Origin of the sequence: Amycolatopsis thermalba (genome assembly GCF_023376025.1) — a bacterium.
GTDB classification, from domain to species: Bacteria; Actinomycetota; Actinomycetes; order Mycobacteriales; family Pseudonocardiaceae; genus Amycolatopsis_E; species Amycolatopsis_E thermalba.
Map to the genome: position 1 here is coordinate 1,635,963 of NZ_CP091196.1, position 24,780 is coordinate 1,660,742.

Consider the following 24,780-nt stretch of genomic DNA (forward strand, 5'->3'; position numbering starts at 1 on the left):
AGGTGGCGGTGCACCTGTGTTCCCACTCAGGATGGCACGATCACGACGTGCGCCTCCTTCAGCGAGCCAGGTTGTCCTCCGTACGCGCCGCCGTCCTCGGCGCCTGCCTGCTGGTGCCGGTCGCGGCCTGCACCTCGCCGGAGCCGTCGCCTGCTCCGGCGCCGACGGTGACCACCGAGTCGGCGGGGCCGGCCGGCGTGGTGCCCGCGGGGCTGGACAGGTTCTACGCACAGCCGTTGACCTGGGGCGACTGCGAACCTTACGCGACTTCCGACGACATCCGATCCGCTTTCGGCAGGACTGGCCTCCAGTGCGCCCGGCTGACGGTGCCGCTGGACTACGGCAAACCGGACGGCGACACGATCACGATCGGCGTGCTCCGGCACAAGGCGACCGGAAACCGCATCGGCTCGCTCGTGATCAACCCGGGCGGCCCGGGCGCGTCCGGCATGTACGCGGCCGCGGGGCTCTCGTCCCAGGTCGCGAACACCGACATCGGCAAGCGCTTCGACCTCGTCGGCTTCGACCCGCGCGGGATCGGCGCCAGCGAGCCCGACGTCACCTGCCTGACCGACGCCGAGCGCGACGAGCAGCGCGCCGAGGACCTGGAGGCCGACGGCTCGCCGGCCGGCGTGGCCCGCCAGGACGCCGAGTCGAAGGAGTTCGCCGACAAGTGCGCCGAGCGCACCCAGTTCGGCACCGCGATGCTGGCGAACCTGGGCACCCGCGACGTCGTCAAGGACATGGACGTCCTGCGGTCCGCGCTCGGCGAGGAGAAGCTGACCTACCTCGGCTACTCCTACGGCACCCGGATCGGCTACACCTACGCCGAGGCGTTCCCGCGGAACGTGCGGGCGATGGTGCTCGACGGCGCGCTGGACCCGAGCCAGGACGAGGTCGAGTCGCTGGTCGCGCAGGGCCAGGGCTTCGGCGTGGCGTTCAACGACTTCGCCAGGTGGTGCGCCGCCCGCCGCGACTGCGCGCTCGGGACGAACCCGGCGGCCGCCACGCAGGCGTTCCAGAACCTGGTGCGGCCGTTGATCGACAACCCGGTGCGCCTGCGCGACGGCCGGGTCCTCAGCTACGACGACGCCACCCTGGGCGCGATCCAGGCGCTGTACTCGCAGCAGCTGTGGACGGTGCTGAACGCCGGGCTCAACGAGCTGAAGAGCGGCCAGGGCACCACGCTGATGGCACTGGCCGACCAGTACAACGAGCGCGACAGCAGCGGCCGCTACGCCAACACGCAGGACGCCTTCACCGCGATCCGCTGCGTCGACGACCCGCCGGTGACCGATCGCCGCGAGATCCTCGAGGCGGAGAACCGCTACGACCAGGTGGCGCCCTTCCTCGACGACGGCAGGCCGAACGGCGCGGCGCTGGACCCGTGCGCGTACTGGCCGGTGCCCAACACCTCGCAGCCGCACGAGCCGAACGTCGCCGGCGTGCCGCCGGTCCTGGTGATCTCGACCACCAACGATCCGGCCACTCCCTACCAGGCGGGGGTGAACCTCGCGAAGGCGATGAAGGGCGCGCTGCTGACGTTCGAGGGCACCCAGCACACCGTCTTCCTGCAGGGAATCTCGTGCGTGGACGACATCGGCAGCGACTACCTGATCAACGGGACGCTCCCGGCGGACGGCACGCGCTGTACCTCTCAGTGACCGGACTGGCACGATGTGGGAGATGCGTTTCTCCCGCTGCCGGACGCTGATCACCGCGGGCCTGCTGGCCGGCGCGCTGACCGCGTGCACCCCGCAGGCCACCGCACCGCCGCCGTCACCCTCCCCGGTGGCGGACACCCACGCGCTGGACCGCTTCTACGACCAGAAGCTCGCGTGGGGCGACTGTGCCGCGTATGCGACGGGGCAGCCGAGCCAGGACGCGTTCCGCACGCCGGGCGTCGAGTGCGCCCGGCTGACCGTGCCGCTGGACTACGCCAACCCGCGCGGCGAGACGATCACCATCGGCGTGCTGCGGCACGAGGCGCTCGACCCGGCCAACCGGATCGGCTCGCTCGTGATGAACCCGGGCGGGCCGGGCGGGTCCGGCATGGAGGCGGCCGCGCGGCTGGTGCCGACGGTGTCCAACAACGCCATCGGCCTGCGGTTCGACTTCGTCGGCTTCGACCCGCGCGGCGTGGGCGCCAGCCGTCCGCGCGTGCAATGCCTGACCGACGCCGAACGCGACGCCGAGCGGGCGAGCAACCCGGGCACGTCGGAGGCCGCGTGGAGCGGACAGGCACGCGACTTCGCGGCGAAGTGCGCCCAGCGCACCGAGCACGGCACCGCGATGCTGGCCAACATGGGCACCCGGGACGTGGTCAAGGACCTCGACGTCCTGCGCGCCGCGCTGGGTGACGCGAAGCTGAGCTACCTCGGCTACTCCTACGGCACCCAGATCGGCTACAGCTACGCCGAGGCTTTCCCGGAGCGGGTCCGCGCGCTGCTGCTGGACGGCGCGATCGACCCGGCCGAGAACGACCCGGATTCGCTGGTCGCGCAGGGCGCCGGGTTCGCCCGCGCGTTCGGGCAGTTCGCGGTCGAGTGCGCCCGGCACGACGGCTGCGCGCTGGGCCGCGACCCGGCGAAGGCGGCGGCGGAGTTCCAGAACCTGGTGCAGCCGCTGGTCGCCGCCCCGGCGAAGGCCGGCGACGGCAGGCTGCTGTCGTACCGGGACGCGATCACCGGCGTGGTCGAGGCGATGTACTCGAGCCACTCGTGGCCGTTCCTCGACACCGGCCTCGGGCTGCTGCGGCGCGGTGACGGCTCGGTCCTGCTCCGGCTCGCCGACGGCTACTACGAGCGCGCCGCGGACGGGAAGTACTCGTCGCTGCAGGACGCCTACTACGCGGTGCGCTGCGGGGACAACCCGCGCGCGAGCGACCCCGCGGTGTCCCGGCAGCGGATGACCGACGCCGCGCCGTTCCTCGGCTGGGGCCGTCCCGACCAGGGCGAACTCGACGTGTGCGCGTCCTGGCCGGTGCCGAGCACGTCCCAGCCGCACCGGCCGACGGTCACCTCCGCCGCGCCACCACTGGTCATCTCGACGACCAACGACCCGGTCACCCCGTACCAGGCGGGCGTCAACCTCGCGAACGTCTTCCACGGCGGCCTGCTCACCGTCGACGGCACCCAGCACACCGCGTTCCTGCACGGCAACATGTGCGTGGACGTGGCCGGCCTGGACTACCTCGTCGACAACAGCCAGCCGGCCCCGGGCACCCGCTGCCAGGCCTAACCGCCGGTCGTGGTCCCCACCGGGACGTTCTGGTCGGACAGCGCCAGCTCCAGCTGGATCGCGCCCTCGTTCGGCTGCCGCGGCGGCACCTGGATCCACACGCGCACCAGGTTGCGCGGCTCGGCCTTGGTGACCCAGAACTTGATGTCCACGTCCGCCTGGATGCCGGGGATGACGCCGGAGATGACGTCCCGTGCCAGCTCACCGGTGACCCGGTAGGCCTCCACGCCGAGGACGTCCTCCTTGGTCTCCGTCTTCAGCGCCGTCGCGTCGGACATCAGCCTGGGCAGCCCGCGCTCGGGATCCAGCAGCGTCATCGGGTTGTAGTCGGCCGGCACCGGGACCTGCCGCTGCTGCCCCTTGGTGTCGGTGAGGAACAGCGTCTCGCCGACGAGCACGTAGTCCAGCTCGAACCGGTCGGCCGAGGCCTGCACGTCCGCCTGCCCGATCGCGGTGCCGTGCGGCCCGCCGTCCTTGCTGGCCTGCCCCTTGACCTCGCGGATGTCCAGGCCGGGGATGGTCGAGCTGACGCTGAAGTCGAAGCGCACGCTGCGGATCCCGTTCAGGCTCGTCTCCGCGGCGTCCACGAGCGCGCGCCCGTCGGGGAGCGGTTCCTCGGGAGCGGCCGAGCAGGCGCTGGACAGTGCCAGGACCAGGGCCAGGGTGACACCGGCGGTGCGTCGGCGGAGCATGCGTCCAACGGTAGCGATCAGCGGCGGGCGAAGGTGCGGCGGTATGCCAGCGGTGCGACGCCGATCGCCGCGTTGAGGTGCTGCCGCAGCGAAGCCGCGGTGCCCAGCCCGGACTCGGCCGCGACCCGCTCGACGGGCAGGTCGGTGGTCTCGAGCAGGTGACGGGCGTGCAGCACGCGCTGCTGGTTCAGCCAGACCCGCGGCGACTGCCCGGTCTCGGCGCGGAAGCGGCGGCTGAAGGTGCGCACGCTCATGCCCGCGTGCTTCGCGAGCGCAGCCAGGTCGAGCGGTTCGCTGAGCCGTTCCAGTGCCCACGCGCGCGTCGCGGCGGTGCTGCCGTCGCCGCCGGGCAGCGGTTGCTCGATGAACTGCGACTGCCCGCCGTCCCGCCAGGGCGCCACCACGCAGTACCGGGCGACGTGGTTGGCGACCGCGCTGCCGTGGTCGGACCGCACGAGGTGCAGGCACAGGTCCAGCCCGGCGGCGAGCCCGGCCGAGGTCAGGATGTCGCCGTCGTCCACGAACAACACGTTCTCGTCCAGGTCGACCCGCGGGTAGAGGTGCCGGAAGCGGGCCGCGTGCGCCCAGTGCGTGGTCGCGCGGCGCCCGTCGAGCAGGCCGGCGGCGCCCAGCACGAACGCGCCGGTGCAGATCGAGACCAGCCGCGCCGACGACGGGATCCGGGCCAGCGCCGCGGCCAGTTCGGGCGGCAGGACGCCCTCCTGACGCGGCCCGTGCACGCGGGTGCCGGGGATGATGACGGTGTCGGCGTCGTCGAGGGCCTCCGGACCGTGGCCGAGGTGCGCGTCGTAGCCGTGGCTGACCCGCACCGGCCGGTCGTCGACCCCGCAAACCCGCACGTCGTAGAGCTGTTCGCCGTCCTGGCGCGCGGTGCCGAAGACGAGCGGCGCGATGTTCAGGTCGTACCCGACCACCTCGGATACCGCGAGGACCACCACCCGGTGCATGGCCGGATTCTTGCACATATTGGCGCTCCGGCCACTCGACCGAGTGATCCAGATCGGCGAGGCTGTGCCGGTGACAAGAACGAAGTCGCGCATCCACCCGGCCTGGTTCGTCGCCTTCGCGGCCTTCGTCGCGCTGGTCGGCGCGGCCGGCTTCCGCGCCACCCCCGGTGTGCTGATCGACCCGCTGCACGAGGAGTTCGGCTGGTCGACGGCCACCATCTCGGCCGCCGTGTCGATCAACCTGATGCTCTACGGCCTGACCGCGCCGTTCGCCGCGGCGCTGATGGAGCGGCTCGGCATGCGCAAGGTGGTGACCGGCGCGCTGGTCCTGGTCGCCGCGGGCAGCGGGCTGACGGTGTTCATGACCGCGAGCTGGCAGCTGCTCCTGTGCTGGGGCGTGCTGGTCGGGCTGGGCACCGGGTCGATGGCGCTGGCGTTCGTCGCGACCGTGACCTCGCGCTGGTTCGTCCGCCACCGCGGGCTGGTCAGCGGCATCCTGACCGCGGCTGGCGCGGCCGGGCAGCTGGTGTTCCTGCCCCTGCTCGCCGCGATCGCCACGAACGACGGCTGGCGCACCGCGTCCCTGGTGGTCTCCTTCGCCGCGCTGGCGGTCGTCCCGATCATCCTGATCTTCCTGCGCGACCACCCGAGCGAGATCGGCCTGACCGCGTACGGCGCGACCGAGGCCGAGGAGCTGCCGCCGTCGACGGGAGCGGCCCGGCGCGCGCTGCAGGTGCTGGGACAGGCCGCGAAGACGCGCACCTTCTGGCTGCTCGCCGGCGGGTTCGCGATCTGCGGGGCGTCCACCAACGGCCTGATCCAGACCCACTTCGTGCCCGCGGCGCACGAGCACGGGATGCCGCCGACCACCGCGGCCTCGCTGCTCGCGCTGGTCGGCGTCTTCGACGTGGTCGGCACGATCGCCTCCGGCTGGCTCACCGACCGCGTCAACCCGCGGATCCTGCTCGGCGTGTACTACTTCCTGCGCGGCGCGTCGCTCATCGTGCTGCCGCACCTGTTCGCCCCCACCACCGAACCGCCGATGTGGGCGTTCATCATCTTCTACGGCCTGGACTGGGTGGCCACGGTGCCGCCGACGGTGGCGCTGGCGCGCGAGCAGTTCGGCCTGAGCGGTCCGATCGTGTTCGGCTGGGTGTTCGCCTCCCACCAGGTCGGCGCCGCGATCGCCGCGACGGGCGCCGGGCTCATCCACGACCACGCCGGAAGCTACGACCTCGCGTGGTACATCTCGGGCGGGCTGTGCGCACTGGCCACGGTGATGTCGCTGCTCATTCCCTCCGTCAGGGCAACACGGGAACCACGAAACACGCCGTTAACACACCATGCGTAGGGTGCGGCCATGGATCGCCAGCAGGAGTTCGTGCTGCGCACGCTGGAAGAACGTGACATCCGATTCGTTCGTCTGTGGTTCACCGACGTCCTCGGTTTCCTGAAGTCGGTGGCGGTCGCCCCGGCCGAGCTCGAGGGCGCCTTCAGCGACGGGATCGGGTTCGACGGGTCGGCCATCGAAGGCTTCGCGCGCGTCTACGAATCGGACATGGTCGCGAAGCCCGACCCGTCGACGTTCCAGGTGCTGCCCTGGGAGACCCCGGAGGGCGGGCACTACTCGGCGCGGATGTTCTGCGACATCGCGATGCCCGACGGGTCGCCGTCCTGGGCCGACCCGCGGCACGTGCTGCGGCGTCAGCTGTCCAAGGCCGGCGAGGCCGGGTTCACCTGCTACGTGCACCCGGAGATCGAGTTCTTCCTGCTCTCGTCGCTGCCCTCGGACGGCAGCGAGCCCGAGCCGGCGGACAACGGCGGGTACTTCGACCAGGCCAGCCACGCCACCGCGACGCACTTCCGCCGCCACGCCATCGAGGCGCTGGAGGCGATGGGTATCTCGGTCGAGTTCAGCCACCACGAGGGCGCGCCCGGGCAGCAGGAGATCGACCTGCGCTACGCGGACGCGCTGACCATGGCCGACAACGTCATGACGTTCCGGTACGTGGTGAAGGAGGTCGCGCTGACCCAGGGGGTGCGCGCGACGTTCATGCCCAAGCCGTTCACCGAGCAGCCCGGTTCGGGCATGCACACGCACGTGTCGTTGTTCGAGGGTGACCGCAACGCGTTCCACAACCCCGAAGACCCGTACGAGTTGTCCGAGACGGGCAAGGCGTTCGTGGCCGGCCTGTTGCACCACGCGCGGGAGATCTCCGCGGTGACCAACCAGTGGGTGAACTCGTACAAGCGGCTGATCAGCGGGGGAGAGGCGCCGACCACGGTGTCGTGGGGCCGGGCGAACCGGTCCGCGCTGGTGCGGGTGCCGAACTACTCGCCGGGCAAGGCGTCGTCGCGGCGGGTCGAGATCCGCACGATCGACTCGGCCTGCAACCCCTACCTGGCGTACTCGGTCGTGATCGCCGCCGGGCTGAAGGGGATCGAGAAGGGGTACGAGCTGCCGCCGGCGGCCGAGGACAACATCTGGTCGATGAGCGACGCCGAGCGCCGCGCGGCCGGGTACGACCAGCTGCCGCAGAACCTCGGCGAGGCGCTGGCCGAGATGGAGAAGTCCGAGCTGCTCCCCGACGCGCTCGGCGAGCACGTCTACGACTTCTTCCTCCGGAACAAGCGCGCGGAGTGGGACGCCTACCGCCGGTCGGTGACCCCGTACGAGCTCAAGACCCTGCTACCTGTGCTCTGACCAGGGGAAATCGCCTTAAGGGACCCCCCTGTTTCAGGGGGGTTCCGGGGCATGTAATCTTCTCTTCGTCGCCAGGGAGACCGGGACGACGGGGCCGGAAAGCCCCGGCGGACGGGCCAGGGTCGGGCGGTGTTGACACCGCGAACCGAACCGGGTAAAGTTCTTGGTCGGCCCGCGGGTGGGTCGCCAACCACTACTACTAAACCAGTAGGGTTGCTGACGCCCTCCGCGACAACCAGAAAAGCTTTGCAGAAGCAGCAGCTTCGTGTTGTTTGAGAACTCAACAGTGTATTGATGAGCTAAAGCCAGTTGATTAGCTAGAACCCTTTGTGGGTTCCTTTGAGGCTATGAATCATAGCCGGATCGATTTTCTAGCATTGTTGGAGAGTTTGATCCTGGCTCAGGACGAACGCTGGCGGCGTGCTTAACACATGCAAGTCGAACGCTGAAGCATCTTCGGGTGTGGATGAGTGGCGAACGGGTGAGTAACACGTGGGTAACCTGCCCTGTACTTTGGGATAAGCCCTGGAAACGGGGTCTAATACCGAATATGACTCCACACCGCATGGTGTGGGGTGGAAAGTTTCGGCGGTACGGGATGGGCCCGCGGCCTATCAGCTTGTTGGTGGGGTGATGGCCTACCAAGGCGACGACGGGTAGCCGGCCTGAGAGGGTGACCGGCCACACTGGGACTGAGACACGGCCCAGACTCCTACGGGAGGCAGCAGTGGGGAATATTGCACAATGGGCGGAAGCCTGATGCAGCGACGCCGCGTGAGGGATGACGGCCTTCGGGTTGTAAACCTCTTTCGCCAGGGACGAAGCGTAAGTGACGGTACCTGGAGAAGAAGCACCGGCTAACTACGTGCCAGCAGCCGCGGTAATACGTAGGGTGCAAGCGTTGTCCGGAATTATTGGGCGTAAAGAGCTCGTAGGCGGCTTGTCGCGTCTGCTGTGAAAATCCGGGGCTTAACTCCGGACCTGCAGTGGATACGGGCAGGCTTGAGTTCGGTAGGGGAGACTGGAATTCCTGGTGTAGCGGTGAAATGCGCAGATATCAGGAGGAACACCGGTGGCGAAGGCGGGTCTCTGGGCCGATACTGACGCTGAGGAGCGAAAGCGTGGGGAGCGAACAGGATTAGATACCCTGGTAGTCCACGCTGTAAACGTTGGGCGCTAGGTGTGGGTGACTTCCACGTTGTCCGTGCCGTAGCTAACGCATTAAGCGCCCCGCCTGGGGAGTACGGCCGCAAGGCTAAAACTCAAAGGAATTGACGGGGGCCCGCACAAGCGGCGGAGCATGTGGATTAATTCGATGCAACGCGAAGAACCTTACCTGGGCTTGACATGCACTGGAAACCGGCAGAGATGTCGGCCCCCTTGTGGCCGGTGTGCAGGTGGTGCATGGCTGTCGTCAGCTCGTGTCGTGAGATGTTGGGTTAAGTCCCGCAACGAGCGCAACCCTTGTCCTGTGTTGCCAGCGCGTAATGGCGGGGACTCGCGGGAGACTGCCGGGGTCAACTCGGAGGAAGGTGGGGATGACGTCAAGTCATCATGCCCCTTATGTCCAGGGCTTCACACATGCTACAATGGCTGGTACAGAGGGCTGCGATACCGTGAGGTGGAGCGAATCCCTTAAAGCCGGTCTCAGTTCGGATCGCAGTCTGCAACTCGACTGCGTGAAGTCGGAGTCGCTAGTAATCGCAGATCAGCAACGCTGCGGTGAATACGTTCCCGGGCCTTGTACACACCGCCCGTCACGTCATGAAAGTCGGTAACACCCGAAGCCCATGGCCCAACCCGTAAGGGAGGGAGTGGTCGAAGGTGGGACTGGCGATTGGGACGAAGTCGTAACAAGGTAGCCGTACCGGAAGGTGCGGCTGGATCACCTCCTTTCTAAGGAGCACAACACATCCACTCGCCGATGGTGAGTGGAGTGGCCAGGCTCAGTGTCCGACTGTGGCACTGTCTGGTTGCTCAAGGAATTGTGGACGACTGGCTGATGCTCATCACCTGCTTCGAGGATGTGTCTAGTACTGCCGGCTTCGGTTGGTGTGGAACGGGCATCGGAGGGGCCGGGTGGTGGGTGTTCATCTTTACGCTGTTGGGTCCTGAGGCAACACGGTGTGTTGTTTCTGGGTGTGGTGTTTGAGAATTGCAGAGTGGATGCGAGCATCTTTGTGGTCAAGTTGTTAAGGGCACATGGTGGATGTCTTGGCATCAGGAGCCGATGAAGGACGTGGGAGGCTGCGATAAGCCTCGGGGAGCTGTCAACCGAGCTGTGATCCGAGGGTGTCCGAATGGGGAAACCCAGCACCTGTTATGAGGTGTTACCCGTACCTGAATATATAGGGTGCGTGGAGGGAACGCGGGGAAGTGAAACATCTCAGTACCCGTAGGAAGAGAAAACACTAGTGATTCCGTGAGTAGTGGCGAGCGAAAGCGGAGGAGGCTAAACCGTGCGCATGTGATACCTGTCAGGGGTTGTGTGTGCGGGGTTGTGGGACCTGCCTTCCAGGAGCTGACACTCCTGGCACGATGCCGCGCAGTTAGTGGAACCGCCTGGGATGGTGGACCGGAGTGGGTGAGAGTCCCGTACGCGAAAGCTGTGTTGGTGTGGTGTGGTGGTGTTCCCGAGTAGCAGCGAGCTCGTGGAATTTGCTGTGAATCTGCCGGGACCACTCGGTAAGCCTAAATACTTCCTGGTGACCGATAGCGGACGAGTACCGTGAGGGAAAGATGAAAAGTACCCCGGGAGGGGAGTGAAAGAGTACCTGAAACCGTGTGCCTACAAGCCGTCAGAGCGATCGTTTGATTGTGATGGCGTGCCTTTTGAAGAATGAGCCTGCGAGTTAGTGCTGCGTGGCGAGGTTAACCCGTGTGGGGTAGCCGTAGCGAAAGCGAGTCTGAAGAGGGCGTGTGAGTCGCGTGGTCTAGACCCGAAGCGGAGTGATCTACCCATGGCCAGGCTGAAGCGAGGGTAAGACCTCGTGGAGGGCCGAACCCACCAGGGTTGAAAACCTGGGGGATGAGTTGTGGGTAGGGGTGAAAGGCCAATCAAACTCCGTGATAGCTGGTTCTCCCCGAAATGCATTTAGGTGCAGCGTCGCATGTTTCGTGGTGGGGGTAGAGCTACTGGATGGCCTAGGGGCCTTACCGGGTTACCGAAGTCAACCAAACTCCGAATACCATCACGTGAGAGTGCGGCAGTGAGACGGCGGGGGATAAGCTTCGTCGTCGAGAGGGAAACAGCCCAGAACACCGGCTAAGGCCCCTAAGTGTGTGCTTAGTGGGAAAGGATGTGGGGTCGCCGAGACAACCAGGAGGTTGGCTTAGAAGCAGCCATCCTTGAAAGAGTGCGTAATAGCTCACTGGTCAAGTGGTCCTGCGCCGATAATGTAGCGGGGCTGAAGTACACCGCCGAAGCCGTGTCAATGACACATATACATCCGCAATGCTCTTTGGGAGTGTTGTGCAGTGGTGTTGTTGGGTAGGGGAGCGTCCTGCATCCAGGGAAGCGGCGAGGGAACTCAGTCGTGGAGGGTGTGGGAGTGAGAATGCAGGCATGAGTAGCGAATGCAGAGTGAGAAACTCTGCCGCCGGATGACCAAGGGTTCCTGGGTCAAGTTAATCTGCCCAGGGTAAGTCGGGACCTAAGGCGAGGCCGACAGGCGTAGTCGATGGACAACGGGTTGATATTCCCGTACCCGCGTATGTTCGCCCATGATGAGGCGCATGATACTAACCACCCGAGCCGGTGGAGACCTTCGGGTTGAGATCGGTGAGCGTGGGGCCTGAGTGTGTAGTAGTCAAGCGATGGGGTGACGCAGGAAGGTAGCTCCGCCAGTGAGTGGTTGTACTGGTGTAAGCGTGTAGCCTGGGACATAGGTAAATCCGTGTCCCGTTGAGGGTGAGACGTGATGCGTAGCCGTTGAGGCGAAGTAGGGTGATCCTCTGCTGCCGAGAAAAGCCTCTAGCGAGAACATGTGCGGCCCGTACCCCAAACCGACACAGGTGGTCAGGTAGAGAATACTAAGGCGGTCGGGTGAACTGTGGTTAAGGAACTCGGCAAAATGCCCCCGTAACTTCGGGAGAAGGGGGGCCAAAGCACTTGAAGCCCCGTGCGGGCTAGGGTGAGTTGGCCGCAGAGACCAGCGGAAAGCGACTGTTTACTAAAAACACAGGTCCATGCGAAGTCGTAAGACGAGGTATATGGACTGACGCCTGCCCGGTGCTGGAACGTTAAGAGGACCGGTTAGCTCTCTTCGGGGGGCGAAGCTGAGAATTTAAGCGCCAGTAAACGGCGGTGGTAACTATAACCATCCTAAGGTAGCGAAATTCCTTGTCGGGTAAGTTCCGACCTGCACGAATGGCGTAACGACTTTCCGGCTGTCTCAACCACAGGCCCGGTGAAATTGCACTACGAGTAAAGATGCTCGTTACGCGCGGCAGGACGGAAAGACCCCGGGACCTTTACTATAGCTTGGTATTGGTTTTCGGTTCGGCTTGTGTAGGATAGGTGGGAGACTGTGAAGCTGTCACGCTAGTGGTGGTGGAGTCGTTGTTGAAATACCACTCTGGTCGGATTGGGAATCTAACCTAGGGCCCTGATCGGGTTCAGGGACAGTGCCTGGTGGGTAGTTTAACTGGGGCGGTTGCCTCCTAAAAGGTAACGGAGGCGCCCAAAGGTTCCCTCAGCCTGGTTGGCAATCAGGTGTTGAGTGTAAGTGCACAAGGGAGCTTGACTGTGAGACTGACGGGTCGAGCAGGTGCGAAAGCAGGGACTAGTGATCCGGCATCTCCTGGTGGAAGGGATGTCGCTCAACGGATAAAAGGTACCCCGGGGATAACAGGCTGATCTTGCCCAAGAGTCCATATCGACGGCATGGTTTGGCACCTCGATGTCGGCTCGTCGCATCCTGGGGCCGGAGTAGGTCCCAAGGGTTGGGCTGTTCGCCCATTAAAGCGGCACGCGAGCTGGGTTTAGAACGTCGTGAGACAGTTCGGTCCCTATCCGCCGCGCGCGTAGGAGACTTGAGGAAGGCTGTCCCTAGTACGAGAGGACCGGGACGGACGAACCTCTGGTATGCCAGTTGTCACGCCAGTGGCATGGCTGGTTAGCTACGTTCGGAAGGGATAACCGCTGAAGGCATCTAAGCGGGAAGCCTGTTCCTAGATGAGGTCTCCCACCCCTTTGTGGGTTAAGGCCCCCAAGAGACGATTGGGTTGATAGGCCAGACATGGACGCACAGTAATGTGTTTTTGAGTGGACTGGTACTAATAGGCCGAGGACTTGCCCACGAAGCTGCTACGCATCCGCTCTGCAACTCTGAGACACCACACCACACCTGTGGTTGTTTCACAGAGTTTCGGTGGTCATGGCGGCGGGGAAACGCCCGGTCCCATTCCGAACCCGGAAGCTAAGCCTGCCAGCGCCGATGGTACTGCACCCCCGCGGGTGTGGGAGAGTAGGACACCGCCGAACACAACTTCACACAAAAAGCCCAGGGGCTCGGTCGAGAACTTCACGTTCTCCCGAGCCCCTGGGCCTTTTTGTGCCCTTATCCTGAAGAACATGACGCGTCTTCTGGTCCTGCAGCCCGATCCGTCCGACCCGGTCGGGCCCCTCGGAGACTGGCTCGCCGCCGGCGCGGAACTCGACGTCCGCCGGCTGCCGGACGACCCGGTGCCCGGCTCCCTGGACGGGTACCAGGGCCTCGTCTGCCTGGGTGGTGGCATGAACGCCGAAGACGACGCCAAGCACCCGTGGCTCGCCGACGTCCGGGCGCTCCTGGCGACCGCGGCCCGCACCAACGTCCCCACCCTCGCGATCTGTCTCGGCGCGCAACTCCTCGCCGTCGCCACCGGCGGACGCGTCCAGCCCGGCGAGTCCGGTCCGGAGGTCGGCGCGGCCCTCGTCGCGAAGAAGGACGCCGCCTGGACCGACCCGCTCTTCGCCGACCTCCCGCTCATGCAGGACGTCATGCACTTCCACGAGGACGTCATCACCCAACTGCCCCGTGGCGCCGTCCTGCTCGCATCCGCTCCCAAATACCCCAACCAGGCGTTCCGGCTGCACCGCAGCGCCTACGGCATCCAGTTCCACATCGAGACCACCACCCAGGTCGTCCAGGCCTGGGCCGACGAGGCGCCCCAGCTGGCGGCGACCAGGCCGCCGAGCGCATTCGACACCGAGACTCTCGACCGCAACCACGCCGACATCGCCGAGACCTGGCAGCCGTTCGCGACCAGGTTCGTCCGGCTGGCTGAAGGTGCGCTCGAGGGCGCGCCACCGGCGTCCCTTCCGCTCACTTGATCAGCAACGACCCGCCTGGCACGGCTACGGTGGACCCTGATGGCTGAGCAGTCACGAGGGGCCGGCTCCCCTGCGCGCTACGGCTTCACCGACGACCGGGCTGAGGAGAACCTCCGCGCGGCCGGGTGGTGGACCGACACCGGGCCTGCCCCGGAAGCCCTCGACGTCCTCGTCGCGCTTTCCCGCAGCGCCGACCCAGACCTGGCGCTGCGCAGCCTCGACCGCATCCGGGAGACCGACGAACAGGGCTGGCGGGAACTCGACGCCGCCCTGCGCGACAACCGTACCCTCCGCGGCCGGCTCGTCGCCGTCCTCGGCACCTCCAGCGCGCTCGGCGACTTCCTCGTCGGCCACCCCGGCGAGTGGCAGCGCCTCGCCGGCGACAAGTGCACCGAACCCGACTGCTACGCCGACACCATGCTGGACGCCGTCCGCGAGAACGGCACGATCCGTACGGGCTCGGCGGCCGAGAACGCCCTGCGCGCCGCCTACCGCGGCCTGCTCCTCGAGATCGCCGGCACCGACCTGGGGCACCTCGTCGAAGGCAGCCTCGACCGGCCCCGCTACGCCGAAGTCGCCCAGCAGCTCACGCTCCTCGCCGAAGCCGCGCTCGTCACCGGACTGGAGATCGCGCAAGCCGAGCACGCTCCCGGCGGACTCGGCGACACCCGCCTGGCGGTCATCGCGATGGGCAAGTGCGGCGGCCGCGAACTCAACTACGTCAGCGACGTCGACGTCATCTTCGTCGGCGAAGGTGACCTGCAGCTCGCCACCCGGCTGGCGAGCACGATGATGCGGATCGTCGGCAAGGCGTGCTTCGAGGTCGACGCGGCCCTCCGCCCGGAAGGCAAGCAGGGCGCCCTCGTCCGCACCCTCGACGGCCACACCGCCTACTACGCCAAGTGGGCACGCACCTGGGAGTTCCAGGCCCTCCTCAAGGCCCGCCCGGTCGCCGGCGACGCCGACCTCGGCAACCAGTACGCCGAGATGGTCACCTCGATGGTGTGGTCCGCCGCCGAGCGGGAGAACTTCGTCGCCGACGTCCAGCAGATGCGCCGCCGCGTCGAGGGCCACGTGCCCTCCGAACTGGCCGAGCGTGAGCTGAAACTCGGCCGCGGCGGCCTGCGGGACGTCGAGTTCGCGGTGCAGCTGCTCCAGCTCGTCCACGGCCGCGCCGATCCGAGCCTGCGCTCACCGTCCACCGTCGAGGCGCTCGCGGCGCTCGGCTCGGGCGGGTATGTCGGCCGCAGCGACGCCGCCGAGCTGGAGATGTCGTACGAGTTCCTGCGGACGGTCGAGCACCGGCTGCAGCTGCGCCGCCTGCGCCGCACCCACCTGTTCCCGGACTTCAACGACTCGGGCGAGCTGCGCGTGCTCGGCCGGGCGATCGGCATCCGCCCCGAAATGGGCCGGGGCGAGGGTGAGATCCTCCTCGTCGAGTTCCGCCGCCACAACCAGCGCATCCGCCGGCTGCACGAGAAGCTGTTCTACCGGCCGCTGCTGCAGTCCGTCGCCAGCGTGTCCACAGAGGACCTGCGTCTCACCACGAAGCAGGCCGCGCAACGGCTGGCGGCTCTGGGCTATGCGGCACCCGACGGCGCGCTGCAGCACATCCGAGCCCTGACTTCCGGCGTCTCGCGCCGGGCCTCGATCCAGAAGGCGTTGCTCCCCGTCCTGCTCGACCTGCTCGCCGACACCCCGGACCCGGACGGCGGCCTGCTGGCGTACCGGAAGGTGTCCGAGGCCCTCGAGGAAACCCCGTGGTACCTGCGGGTGCTGCGCGACGAGGGCGCGGTCGTCGAACGGCTCGCGTCGCTGCTGGGCACGTCGAAGCTGGTGCCGGACCTGCTCGTGCGCGCCCCCGAGGTGTTGCAGCTGCTCGGCGACCCCGCGCGGTTGACCGGCCGCACGCCGGCCGAGGTCGCCAAGTCGTTGCGCGCCACCGTGCGGCGCCAGCCCGGGCTGAACGCGGCGGTGGCGGCGGCCCGGTCGTTGCGGCGCCACGAGATCCTGCGGGTGGCCGCGGCCGATCTGCTGGGCCTGCTGGACGTGCGCGAGGTGTGCGAGGCCCTGTCCTCGGTCTGGGTCGCCGTGCTGCAGAGCGCCCTGTCCGCCGCGATCCGCAAGCGCTGCGCCGAACTGGGCGGCGAGGCGGCGAAGATCGCCGTCATCGGCATGGGCCGCCTGGGCGGTGCCGAACTGGGCTACGGCTCGGACGCCGACGTCCTCTTCGTGTGCGAGCCGGCCGAAGGTGTGTCCGACGGCGACGCCGTCCGGTACGCGTCCTCGGTCGCCGAGACCGTGCGCAAGATGCTCGGCGCCCCGAGCGCCGATCCGCCCCTGCAGGTGGACGCCGATCTGCGGCCGGAGGGGCGCGGCGGTCCGCTGGTGCGCACGCTCGACTCCTACCGGGCGTACTACGCGCGCTGGGGCGAGGTCTGGGAGACGCAGGCCCTGCTGCGCGCCCGGTTCGTCGCCGGCGACGCGCCGCTGGGGGAGCGGTTCATCGAGATGATCGACCCGATCCGCTACCCCGACGGCGGGCTCGACGCGGCCCGCGCCCGCGAGGTGCGGCGCATGAAGGCGCGCGTGGACACCGAGCGGATGCCGCGCGGAGCCGACCCGACGCTGCACACCAAGCTGGGCCGCGGTGGTCTGGCCGACGTCGAGTGGACGGTGCAGCTGTTCCAGCTGCGGCACGCGTTCGAGGTCCCGGACCTGCGGACCACCTCGACGCCGCGGGCGCTGGCCGCGCTGGCCGAAGCGGGCCTGGCCGAACCCGAGGACACCGCGTCGCTCACCGAGGCGTGGCTGCTCGCGACCCGCGTGCGCAACGCGGCGATGCTGGTCCGCGGCAAGGCCGTCGACCAGGTGCCGAGCTCGGGCCGGGACCTGGCCGCGGTCGCCCGCGTCCTGGGCCAGAGCGCCGACGACGACCCGGGCGAGTTCCTCGACTCCTACCGCCGCACCACCCGGCGGGCCCACGCGGTCGTCGAGCGGCTGTTCTACGAAGCCTGACGTGGTGAAGGTCCCACCCCGCCGCGGCACGTCACCGCCTTACAGTGGAGCCGTGACTGCGCGCGAACCGTTCCGGGTGGAGATCAAGGTCCGGCACTACGAGCTGGACACGCTCGGCCACCTCAACCACGCGGTCTACCACTCCTACGGCGAGGTCGCCCGCACCGAGGCGTTCGAGCAGGCCGGGGGCGCGGCGCTGCGCGAGCAGAACCTGGCGCCGGTGCTGCTGGAGTCGCACATCGTCTTCCGCAGGGAGATCCGCGCGGGCGAGACCGTGCTCGTGGGCTGCGAGGCCAAGTTCGGCACCGGCAAGACGTTCCAGATGATCAACAACATCCACAAGGCCGACGGCACCCTGTCCGCCGAGATCACCTGCACGCTCGGGCTGATGGACCTGGAGCGCCGCAAGCTGGTCGAGGACCCGCGCGGCCACTGCGAACGCGCCGGCCTGGACATGTCGGTCCTCACCGCCGAATAACGCCGGCCCGATAAAGAACGCCGACGGCGAGGGCGTTTTCCGCTCCTCGCCGCCGGCGCGCTCGGGGTGTTCTACCCGGTCGAGATCACACGTCGTAGTACAGCGCGAACTCGTACGGGTGCGGACGCAGCCGCAGCGGGTCGATCTCGGTCTCGCGCTTGAGCGAGATCCACGTCTCGATGACGTCGGAGGTGAACACGCCACCCTCGGTCAGGAAGTCGTGGTCGGCCTCGAGGTTGTTCAGCACCTCGTCGAGCGTGGCCGGGACCTGCTTGACGTCCTTGGCCTCCTCCGGCGGCAGCTCGTAGAGGTCCTTGTCGATCGGCTCCGGCGGCTCGATCTTGTTCTTGATGCCGTCCAGACCGGCCATCATCATCGCGGCGAACGCCAGGTACGGGTTGCCGGACGAGTCCGGGCAGCGGAACTCGATGCGCTTGGCCTTGGCGTTGGAACCGGTGATCGGGATCCGGACGCAGGCCGAGCGGTTGCGCTGCGAGTACACCAGGCTGACCGGCGCCTCGAAGCCCGGCACCAGACGGTGGTAGGAGTTCACCGTCGGGTTGGTGAACGCCAGCAGCGACGGGGCGTGGGCCAGGATGCCGCCGATGTAGTGGCGCGCCATGTCCGACAAGCCGGCGTAACCGGACTCGTCGTAGAACAGCGGCTGGCCGTCCTTCCACAGCGACTGGTGGCAGTGCATGCCCGAACCGTTGTCACCGAACAGCGGCTTCGGCATGAAGGTCGCGGTCTTGCCGGCGTTCCACGCGGTGTTCTTGACGATGTACTTGAACAGCTGCAGGTCGTCCGCGGCGTGCAGCAGCGTGTTGAACTTGTAGTTGATCTCGGCCTGGCCGGCGGTGCCCACCTCGTGGTGCGCGCGCTCGAGCGTGAAGCCGGAGTTGATCAGCTTCTGGCTGATCTCGTCACGCAGGTCGGCGAAGTGGTCGACCGGCGGGACGGGGAAGTAGCCGCCCTTGAAGCGGGTCTTGTAACCGCGGTTGCCGCCCTCTTCCTCGCGACCGGTGTTCCACCAGCCCTCGACCGAGTCGATCTCGTGGAAGGAGCCGTTCTCGCGCGAGTCGAAGCGCACCGAGTCGAACACGTAGAACTCGGCCTCGGGGCCGAAGAACACGGTGTCGGCGACGCCGGACTCGGCGATGTACTGCTCGGCCTTGCGCGCGATGTTGCGCGGGTCGCGGCTGTACGCCTCGCGGGTGAACGGGTCGTGCACGAAGAAGTTGATGGAGAGGGTCTTCTCCTTGCGGAACGGGTCGATCCGCGCCGTCTCCGGGTCGGGCAGCAGCAGCATGTCGGACTCGTGGATCGACTGGAAGCCGCGCACCGAGGAACCGTCGAAGGCCAGGCCCTCTTCGAACGCGTCCGCGTCGAACGCCTTCGCGGGGACGGTGAAGTGCTGCATCACACCCGGCAGATCACAGAACCTGACGTCAACGAACTGCACGTCCTCATCTGCGATGAGACGCTGGATATCGTCTGGAGTAGTGGACACCCTCTGTAACTCCTTCATACGCATTGCCGGGGGCAGTACTCTCTTCGGCTCACGCTAAGAGCGCGGTGTTGCCCGACCGTCACCCGTATGTTTCGCGGAGGTTAACGGGCTGGGCGATATCCCCCAGCAGACCAGGGCGGACGTGGTGCACGCCACCGGCATACCCTGGTCGGGTGGCGAGATGGACCGGTGAGTGGTTGTCCGCACCTCGGCCCGGCGCAGAGGAGCCTCCGCGCTGGCGAGGGGAACGGCTCGGGCTTCCCGAGCAGGGGGTCGGTGCGGTCGCCAGGGGCGGTGCGCGCCTGCTCGGGCTCGTCGTCGACCTGGTCGCCGCGTCCCTGCTGACCTCCCTGTTCCTGCGCCCCGACCTGCAGGACACCGCCGCGATGCAGTCCTACAACCTGTGGGCGATCGCGGTGTGGGCGGTCATCACGATCATCCCGGTCTCGTTCTTCGGGTTCACCCCGGGGATGTTCGTGACCGGCATCCGCGTCGCGCGCCTGGACGGCGCCCAGATGGTCGGCGTGCCGCGGGCGATCGTCCGCGCGGCGCTCACCTTCCTGATCATCCCGGCGGCGATCCGCAACGCCGACGGCCGCAGCTGGCTCGACCGGCTCACCGGGACCGTGGTCATCCGGATGCGCTGACAACGACAAAAGGCCCCGACCGGACTGGTCGGGGCCTTTTGTCGTTCCGGGTCAGCGGCGCTTGATGACGCGCTGCACGCTGCGCATCTTCGCGCCCTGCGGCATCGGGCCCTTCGGCATGGCCGCGCCACCGCGGTTGCCGAGCGCGGCGAGCTTGGCCTCCAGCGCGTCGACCTGCGCCGGGCGGAGGTTGCGGGGCAGCTTCATCATGTGGCTCGACAGGCGGCGCAGCGGGACCTGGCCCTCCTCGTTGCCGACGACGACCTCGTAGATCGGGGTGTCACCGACCAGGCGGGCCACGCGCTTCTTCTCCTGTGTGATCAGGTTGCGCACGCGGTGCGGCGCGCCCTCACCGACCAGCACGACGCCCGGGCCGCCGAGCACGCGGTGCACGGCGTCGAGCTGCGTGGTCGCGGCCACCGTCTGGGTCACCTTCCAGCGTCCGCGCAGGTTGTCCAGCGCCCAGCCCGCCGCTCCGGGCTGGCCCTCGGCCTTGGCGAACACCGTGCGCTGCACCCGACGGCCGAAGATGATCACCGCGGCGAGCACGCCGAGGACGATGCCCAGCGGCAACAGGACCCACAGCATGTCGAGCAGCAGCCCGACCACGACGAAGACGCCGGCCACGACCAGGAACGCGCCGAGCATCCACGGGATGAGCGCCTTGTCCTCCCGGCGCTGCATCTTGAACGCTTCCCAGATCTGACCGCGCCGGGCCTTGCTCGCGGCGCGCCGTTCCCGCTTGGCCTGCTTGGCAGCCTCTTTGTCCTGCTTTCCCGCCATATGAACCAGGATACGGCCGGGCAGGGCGGCGCGATCCCGTCGGTCCCCTCTGCGAGGATGCCGGGGTGGCTAGCGCACCTGTGACCAAGTCCCCGACGGGCCTGTTGGACGGGCTGGACCCCGAGCAGCGTGCCGCCGCCGCAGCCCCGCGCGGGCCGGTCTGCGTCCTGGCCGGCGCCGGCACCGGCAAGACCCGCACCATCACCCACCGCATCGCGCACCTGATCGCGTCCGGGCACGTCGCCGCAGGTCAGGTGCTCGCGGTCACGTTCACCGCGCGCGCGGCGGGGGAGATGCGGACGCGGCTGCGCGCGCTGGGGGTCGACGGCGCCCAGGCCCTGACGTTCCACGCGGCCGCGCGGCGGCAGCTGCGGTACTTCTGGCCGCGCGTGGTGGGCGACCGGATGTGGGACCTGCTCGACGGCAAGCTGCGGCTGGTCGCCCAGGCGGCGCAGCGTTCGCGGGTCAGCAGCGACGCGGAGATCCTGCGGGACATCGCGAGCGAGATCGAGTGGGCGAAGGCGTCGCTGATCAGCCCGGAGGACTACCCGGCGCAGGCCGCGCGGCTGCAGCGGGACACGCCGATGCAGGCCGCGCAGGTGGCCGAGGTCTACCGCAAGTACGAGGAGGTCAAGAACGCGGCGCGGATGCTCGACTTCGACGACCTCCTGCTGCACACGACGGCGGCGCTGGAGGACAACGCGGACGTCGCCCGGGAGTTCCGCGACCGGTACCGGTGTTTCGTCGTCGACGAGTACCAGGACGTCACCCCGCTGCAGCAGCGACTGCTCGACGCGTGGCTCGGCGGGCGCGACGACATCACGGTGGTCGGCGACGCGAACCAGACCATCTACTCCTTCGGCGGGGCCTCGCCGCGGCCGCTGCTGGACTTCACGCGGCGCTTCCCGGAGGCGACGGTGGTGCGGCTGGAGCGGGACTACCGGTCCACGCCCCAGGTGGTCGAGCTGGCGAACAAGGTGATCGGCGCCGCTCGGGGCCGGCCGGCGGGGTCGCGGCTCAAGCTGGTCGGGCAGCGTCCGGACGGTCCCGAGCCGCGGTTCGCGGAGTTCGACGACGAGCCGACGGAGGCCGGCGCGGTCGCCGGGCGGGTGCGGCAGCTGCTCGACGCGGGCGTGCCGGCGAGCGAGATCGCGATCCTGTACCGGGTCAACGCGCAGTCGGAGGTCTACGAGCAGGCGTTGACCGACCTGGAGATCCCGTACCTGGTGCGCGGGGGTGAGCGGTTCTTCGAGCGGCGCGAGATCCGGCAGGCGATGGTCGCGCTGCGGACGGCGGCGGGGGATCCGCCGTCCGCGGAGCTGGTTCCCGCGGTGCGCGCGGTGCTGGCTCGCATCGGGCTGACGGAGCAGCCGCCGTCGGGCGGGGCGGCGAAGGAGCGGTGGGACGCGCTGCTGGCGCTGGTGGAGCTGGCCGAGGAGCTGGCGGCGTCGGTCGAGGGCGCGTCGTTCGGCCGGTACGTGGCGGAGCTGGAGCAGCGCGCGGCGGCGCAGCACCCGCCGACGGTCGAGGGGGTGACGCTGGCGTCGCTGCACGCGGCGAAGGGCCTGGAGTGGGACGCGGTGTTCCTGGTCGGGCTGGCCGAGGGCACGATGCCGATCCAGCGAGCCGACGGCGACGAGGCGGCGATCGAGGAGGAGCGGCGGCTCTTTTATGTGGGGGTCACGCGGGCGCGGGAGCACCTGTGGTTGTCGTGGTCGCTGTCCCGGCACCCGGGCGGACGCCGGCACCGCCGCCGGAGCCGGTTCCTGTACGGCTTGATCCCGGAGGAACACCCCGCGGCGCGCGTGCCCCGCCGGCAGCCGACCACGCGCACGAAGCCGAGCTGCCGCATGTGTGGTGAGCAGCTGGCCAACACGCTGGAAGTCAAGCTCGGCCGATGTGCCCGATGCCCGAGCGACCTGGACGAGGCGTTGCTGACGCGGTTGAAGGACTGGCGCGCCGAGCGCGCGCGGGAGCTGAAGGTCCCCCCGTTCGTCGTCTTCACGGACGCCACGCTGGTCGCGATAGCCGAACAACGCCCCGAGGACCAACGCGGCCTGGTCTCGATCTCCGGCATAGGCCCGACAAAGGCCCACCGCTTCGGCGACGAGGTACTATCCCTGCTCCGGAAGGAACATCGCTGAACTGCGGTGCCGCCGGTGCAGCGGAGCCACGTGACCGGACTACAGCGACTTTCTGCGCGGAAGGTGCTCCCGATTTGGTGGCTGTCCGTCCTGCGTAGGAGGTGCTTCCGCTTTAGTGGCTGTCCCTCCTGCGCGGGACGGGCTCCTAACTTGGCGGCTGTTCCTTCTGCGTGGGAGGTGCTGCCGATTTGGCGGCTGTTCCTTCTGCGTGGGAGGTGCTGCCGATTTGGCGGCTGTTCCTTCTGCGTGGGAGGTGCTGCCGATTTGGCGGCTGTTCCTTCTGCGTGGGAGGTGCTGCCGATTTGGCGGCTGTTCCTTCTGCGTGGGAGGTGCTGCCGATTTGGCGGCTGTTCCTTCTGCGTGGGAGGTGCTGCCGATTTGGCGGCTGTTCCTTCTGCGTGGGAGGTGCTGCCGACTTGGCAGCCGTCCCTTCTCCGCGGGAGACCCGCCTGCCCGACTGCTGTGTCTTCGCCGGGACACCGACGCCTGACGGAACTGCCATCCCCTCCTCTGCGGAAGGACACCCCCGATGGGACTGCTGTCCGCCGGCGAGCGCTCTGGGCGGTCCGCTGTCCGTTCTCCGCGACAGACACTCCTGACAGCCGTTAACTCCGGCCGCCTGAACCAAGGCCGGCGGGCCGGACGCGGCGCGCCTACCGAACACGTCCACCCGTGAGGCGCCCCCCTCTTGAAAGGTCCGGGCCGAGCGCGGCCGTGCTCGCTCTGCGCCGCCGTGTGCCGTGTGCACCACTGCCTGCGTCGTCCTCAGCCGAGCGACCTCGGTCGTGCGACCGTTACGCCCGGAACGACACTTTGCCACGACCGGATGAATCTGGCGCCGAGGTGACCAGCCGCGACCGCCGTGGCGAGTCCCGCTCCGAGCGTGGCTGGTCGGGCTGGGGCGATGTGCGCCACACTGAGAGGCGCTTCGTCGCATCCGGGCACCGGGGCGGGCCGTGCAGGGCAGGCACGCTTGACCGCGCCGAAGGGCTCCTTCGCGCGGCGGAACCGCTGCTCGGGGACGATCTTCGCCGTTGGGAAAAGTTCTCCGAAAAATCAGTTGCCCCGCGTCGGGCAGGGGCAATAGCCTGCATGGGCGGGTGAAGAGCGCCCGCGAAGCGATTGCCCGTCGCCCGCCGGCGATGAGCGAAGGACGAGAGGAGGTGCTGGGACGTGAAGACTTCGATCACGGTCACGAACCCTGGCATCGCTCTGCCCTTCGCCCGCTCGGCGATGGCTTGCGCGAACGGCTGGGGCGTCGGCAAGGCCGGCGTCGAACTGCCGATCCTCGCCCGGCTGCGTGACCGCTTCGACGGGACCCGTGTGTCCGCCGTCAAGCCGGCGTACGTCCCGACCAACAAGCAGACCCGACTCCACGTTCCGCTGGCTCCGCCGGAGCTCAGACTCTGACCCCCCGTCAGGGAGACAGGCTCACGAGGGCCGCGGAACCGAGATTCGGATCCGCGGCCCTCGTGTTTTTGTACCACCTCCACAACGAAAAACCGTTACTACACAAAGGAGAACGGGAATGTCATCGGCAATCGCCTTCGCGTCAGAGAAGGCGTTATCCGACGAACTCGCCCTTCCGGGATCCGGGATCGGTGAGCTTTTCGATGCCGTGGCCTCGCCGGACGCCGACCTGCCCTGCAGGTCCGGCGACGCCGACCTGTGGTTCGCGGAGTCACCGGCGGATCTCGAGCTGGCCAAGAGCCGGTGCGCCGACTGCCCGATCCGGAGTGCGTGCCTGTCCGGCGCGCTCGCCCGGCGGGAGCCCTGGGGGGTCTGGGGAGGCGAGATCTTCGAGCGCGGTGTCGTGGTCGCTCGGAAGCGGCCGCGGGGACGCCCTCGCAAGAACCCGGTGGAAACGCCCGTCGCGGAGAAGCGCATCGAGCGCCGCAACCGCACTGACCAGCAGAGTGCAGCCGCATGAGTACTGACACCTCATTCGTCCCAGTGAGCTGGACGAAGCACCCGATCACGCCGCGCCCCCGCGCCGGGGTCGCACCCATGACCAAGGAGATCACCCGAATGTTGCTCAACGAAGAACTGGCGAGAGCACGAATACAGGACCTGCACGACGACGTCCGCTGGCAGCCCGTACGCAATGCGCGCGCGGCCCGCCGGTGGGACCGCGTGGCCCGATGGGCTTCCCGCCGCGCAGGTCGGTACCGCGGTTAGTCGCCCGACGATCCCGCTACCAGCGGCTCGTCATCGCGTTTCGCGGATTGCTGGCCCGGCGGTGTTCGAGGCGAACGGCCTTGACCACCGCCGGGCTTGGCG

Annotated in this window: 15 protein-coding genes and 3 rRNA genes; 14 read left to right on the forward strand and 4 right to left on the reverse strand. The window is 68.0% G+C overall.

Features of this window, described 5'->3' with window-relative positions:
- Positions 1 to 71: 71 nt before the first annotated feature.
- On the forward strand, positions 72 to 1,664 hold the full coding sequence (locus tag L1857_RS08020; protein ID WP_240323266.1) for an alpha/beta hydrolase: 1,593 nt from the start codon (positions 72 to 74) through the stop codon (positions 1,662 to 1,664).
- 22 nt (positions 1,665 to 1,686) lie between these two features.
- Positions 1,687 to 3,240, forward strand: a complete 1,554-nt coding sequence (locus tag L1857_RS08025; RefSeq protein WP_249464766.1) for an alpha/beta hydrolase — start codon at positions 1,687 to 1,689, stop codon at positions 3,238 to 3,240.
- Here L1857_RS08025 and L1857_RS08030 read toward each other — a convergent pair.
- Together L1857_RS08030 and L1857_RS08035 are read right to left on the reverse strand one after the other, a co-directional pair.
- Positions 3,237 to 3,932, reverse strand: coding sequence for an LppX_LprAFG lipoprotein (locus L1857_RS08030; RefSeq protein WP_094006745.1), 696 nt, complete (start codon positions 3,930 to 3,932; stop codon positions 3,237 to 3,239). The genes L1857_RS08025 and L1857_RS08030 overlap by 4 nt on opposite strands.
- Before the next feature lie 17 nt (positions 3,933 to 3,949).
- Positions 3,950 to 4,900: a GlxA family transcriptional regulator gene (locus L1857_RS08035; protein WP_094006785.1), complete on the reverse strand. Its 951-nt coding sequence runs from the start codon at positions 4,898 to 4,900 to the stop codon at positions 3,950 to 3,952.
- Between L1857_RS08035 and L1857_RS08040 the strand changes: the two genes are divergently transcribed.
- From L1857_RS08040 to L1857_RS08075, 8 genes are all read left to right on the forward strand, one after another.
- A complete protein-coding gene (locus L1857_RS08040; RefSeq protein ID WP_249464767.1) occupies positions 4,899 to 6,251 on the forward strand; it encodes an MFS transporter in 1,353 nt (450 codons plus the stop codon). The genes L1857_RS08035 and L1857_RS08040 overlap by 2 nt on opposite strands.
- 9 nt (positions 6,252 to 6,260) lie before the next feature.
- Positions 6,261 to 7,604, forward strand: coding sequence for a type I glutamate--ammonia ligase (gene glnA, locus L1857_RS08045; protein WP_017987056.1), 1,344 nt, complete (start codon positions 6,261 to 6,263; stop codon positions 7,602 to 7,604).
- 377 nt (positions 7,605 to 7,981) lie between these two features.
- A 16S ribosomal RNA gene (locus L1857_RS08050) occupies positions 7,982 to 9,500 on the forward strand.
- Positions 9,501 to 9,786: 286 nt separating this feature from the next.
- A 23S ribosomal RNA gene (locus L1857_RS08055) occupies positions 9,787 to 12,905 on the forward strand.
- Positions 12,906 to 12,972: 67 nt separating this feature from the next.
- Positions 12,973 to 13,089 (forward strand): 5S ribosomal RNA (gene rrf / locus L1857_RS08060).
- The 16S, 23S and 5S rRNA genes sit together here, the layout of an rRNA operon.
- A 90-nt stretch (positions 13,090 to 13,179) precedes the next feature.
- Positions 13,180 to 13,920 carry a type 1 glutamine amidotransferase gene (locus L1857_RS08065; RefSeq protein ID WP_116114560.1) on the forward strand — a complete coding sequence of 247 codons (741 nt, stop codon included), beginning with the start codon at positions 13,180 to 13,182 and terminating at the stop codon, positions 13,918 to 13,920.
- Positions 13,921 to 13,959: 39 nt separating this feature from the next.
- Positions 13,960 to 16,938 (forward strand): bifunctional [glutamine synthetase] adenylyltransferase/[glutamine synthetase]-adenylyl-L-tyrosine phosphorylase, encoded by a 2,979-nt coding sequence (locus L1857_RS08070; protein ID WP_249464768.1) that lies wholly within the window; start codon positions 13,960 to 13,962, stop codon positions 16,936 to 16,938.
- 52 nt (positions 16,939 to 16,990) lie between these two features.
- Positions 16,991 to 17,416: an acyl-CoA thioesterase gene (locus L1857_RS08075; RefSeq protein ID WP_116114556.1), complete on the forward strand. Its 426-nt coding sequence runs from the start codon at positions 16,991 to 16,993 to the stop codon at positions 17,414 to 17,416.
- 85 nt (positions 17,417 to 17,501) lie between these two features.
- Here the strand turns inward: L1857_RS08075 and glnA (L1857_RS08080) are convergent, their stop codons facing one another.
- Positions 17,502 to 18,926, reverse strand: a complete 1,425-nt coding sequence (gene glnA, locus L1857_RS08080) for a type I glutamate--ammonia ligase (RefSeq protein ID WP_094006741.1) — start codon at positions 18,924 to 18,926, stop codon at positions 17,502 to 17,504.
- Positions 18,927 to 19,099: 173 nt separating this feature from the next.
- Between glnA (L1857_RS08080) and L1857_RS08085 the strand changes: the two genes are divergently transcribed.
- Positions 19,100 to 19,573, forward strand: a complete 474-nt coding sequence (locus L1857_RS08085) for an RDD family protein (protein WP_116114554.1) — start codon at positions 19,100 to 19,102, stop codon at positions 19,571 to 19,573.
- Positions 19,574 to 19,624: 51 nt separating this feature from the next.
- Here L1857_RS08085 and L1857_RS08090 read toward each other — a convergent pair whose 3' ends face one another.
- On the reverse strand, positions 19,625 to 20,356 hold the full coding sequence (locus L1857_RS08090) for a DUF4191 domain-containing protein (RefSeq protein WP_191247866.1): 732 nt from the start codon (positions 20,354 to 20,356) through the stop codon (positions 19,625 to 19,627).
- Positions 20,357 to 20,436: 80 nt separating this feature from the next.
- Here L1857_RS08090 and L1857_RS08095 point away from each other — a divergent pair, with 80 nt between their 5' ends.
- The 3 genes from L1857_RS08095 (at position 20,437) to L1857_RS08105 (ending at position 24,430) form a co-directional block, all read left to right on the forward strand.
- Entirely contained in the window at positions 20,437 to 22,500 is a 2,064-nt protein-coding gene (locus tag L1857_RS08095) for an ATP-dependent DNA helicase UvrD2 (protein ID WP_198958286.1), read from the forward strand.
- A 1,173-nt stretch (positions 22,501 to 23,673) separates the two neighbouring features.
- Positions 23,674 to 23,910 carry a hypothetical protein gene (locus L1857_RS08100; RefSeq protein ID WP_094006729.1) on the forward strand — a complete coding sequence of 79 codons (237 nt, stop codon included), beginning with the start codon at positions 23,674 to 23,676 and terminating at the stop codon, positions 23,908 to 23,910.
- A 118-nt stretch (positions 23,911 to 24,028) separates the two neighbouring features.
- The gene (locus tag L1857_RS08105; RefSeq protein WP_094006728.1) at positions 24,029 to 24,430 is read left to right on the forward strand and encodes a WhiB family transcriptional regulator; all 402 of its coding nucleotides are present in this window, start codon (positions 24,029 to 24,031) and stop codon (positions 24,428 to 24,430) included.
- Positions 24,431 to 24,780 lie beyond the last annotated feature (350 nt).

Coding starts and splice junctions, on each gene's coding strand:
- L1857_RS08025 (WP_249464766.1), top strand. CDS start 1,687: ATGCGTTTCTCCCGCTGCCGGACGCTGATCACCGCGGGCCTGCTGGCC.
- L1857_RS08030 (WP_094006745.1), bottom strand. CDS start 3,932: ATGCTCCGCCGACGCACCGCCGGTGTCACCCTGGCCCTGGTCCTGGCA.
- L1857_RS08040 (WP_249464767.1), top strand. CDS start 4,899: ATGGCCGGATTCTTGCACATATTGGCGCTCCGGCCACTCGACCGAGTG.
- L1857_RS08035 (WP_094006785.1), bottom strand. CDS start 4,900: ATGCACCGGGTGGTGGTCCTCGCGGTATCCGAGGTGGTCGGGTACGAC.
- glnA (WP_017987056.1), top strand. CDS start 6,261: ATGGATCGCCAGCAGGAGTTCGTGCTGCGCACGCTGGAAGAACGTGAC.
- L1857_RS08065 (WP_116114560.1), top strand. CDS start 13,180: ATGACGCGTCTTCTGGTCCTGCAGCCCGATCCGTCCGACCCGGTCGGG.
- L1857_RS08070 (WP_249464768.1), top strand. CDS start 13,960: ATGGCTGAGCAGTCACGAGGGGCCGGCTCCCCTGCGCGCTACGGCTTC.
- L1857_RS08090 (WP_191247866.1), bottom strand. CDS start 20,356: ATGGCGGGAAAGCAGGACAAAGAGGCTGCCAAGCAGGCCAAGCGGGAA.
- L1857_RS08105 (WP_094006728.1), top strand. CDS start 24,029: ATGTCATCGGCAATCGCCTTCGCGTCAGAGAAGGCGTTATCCGACGAA.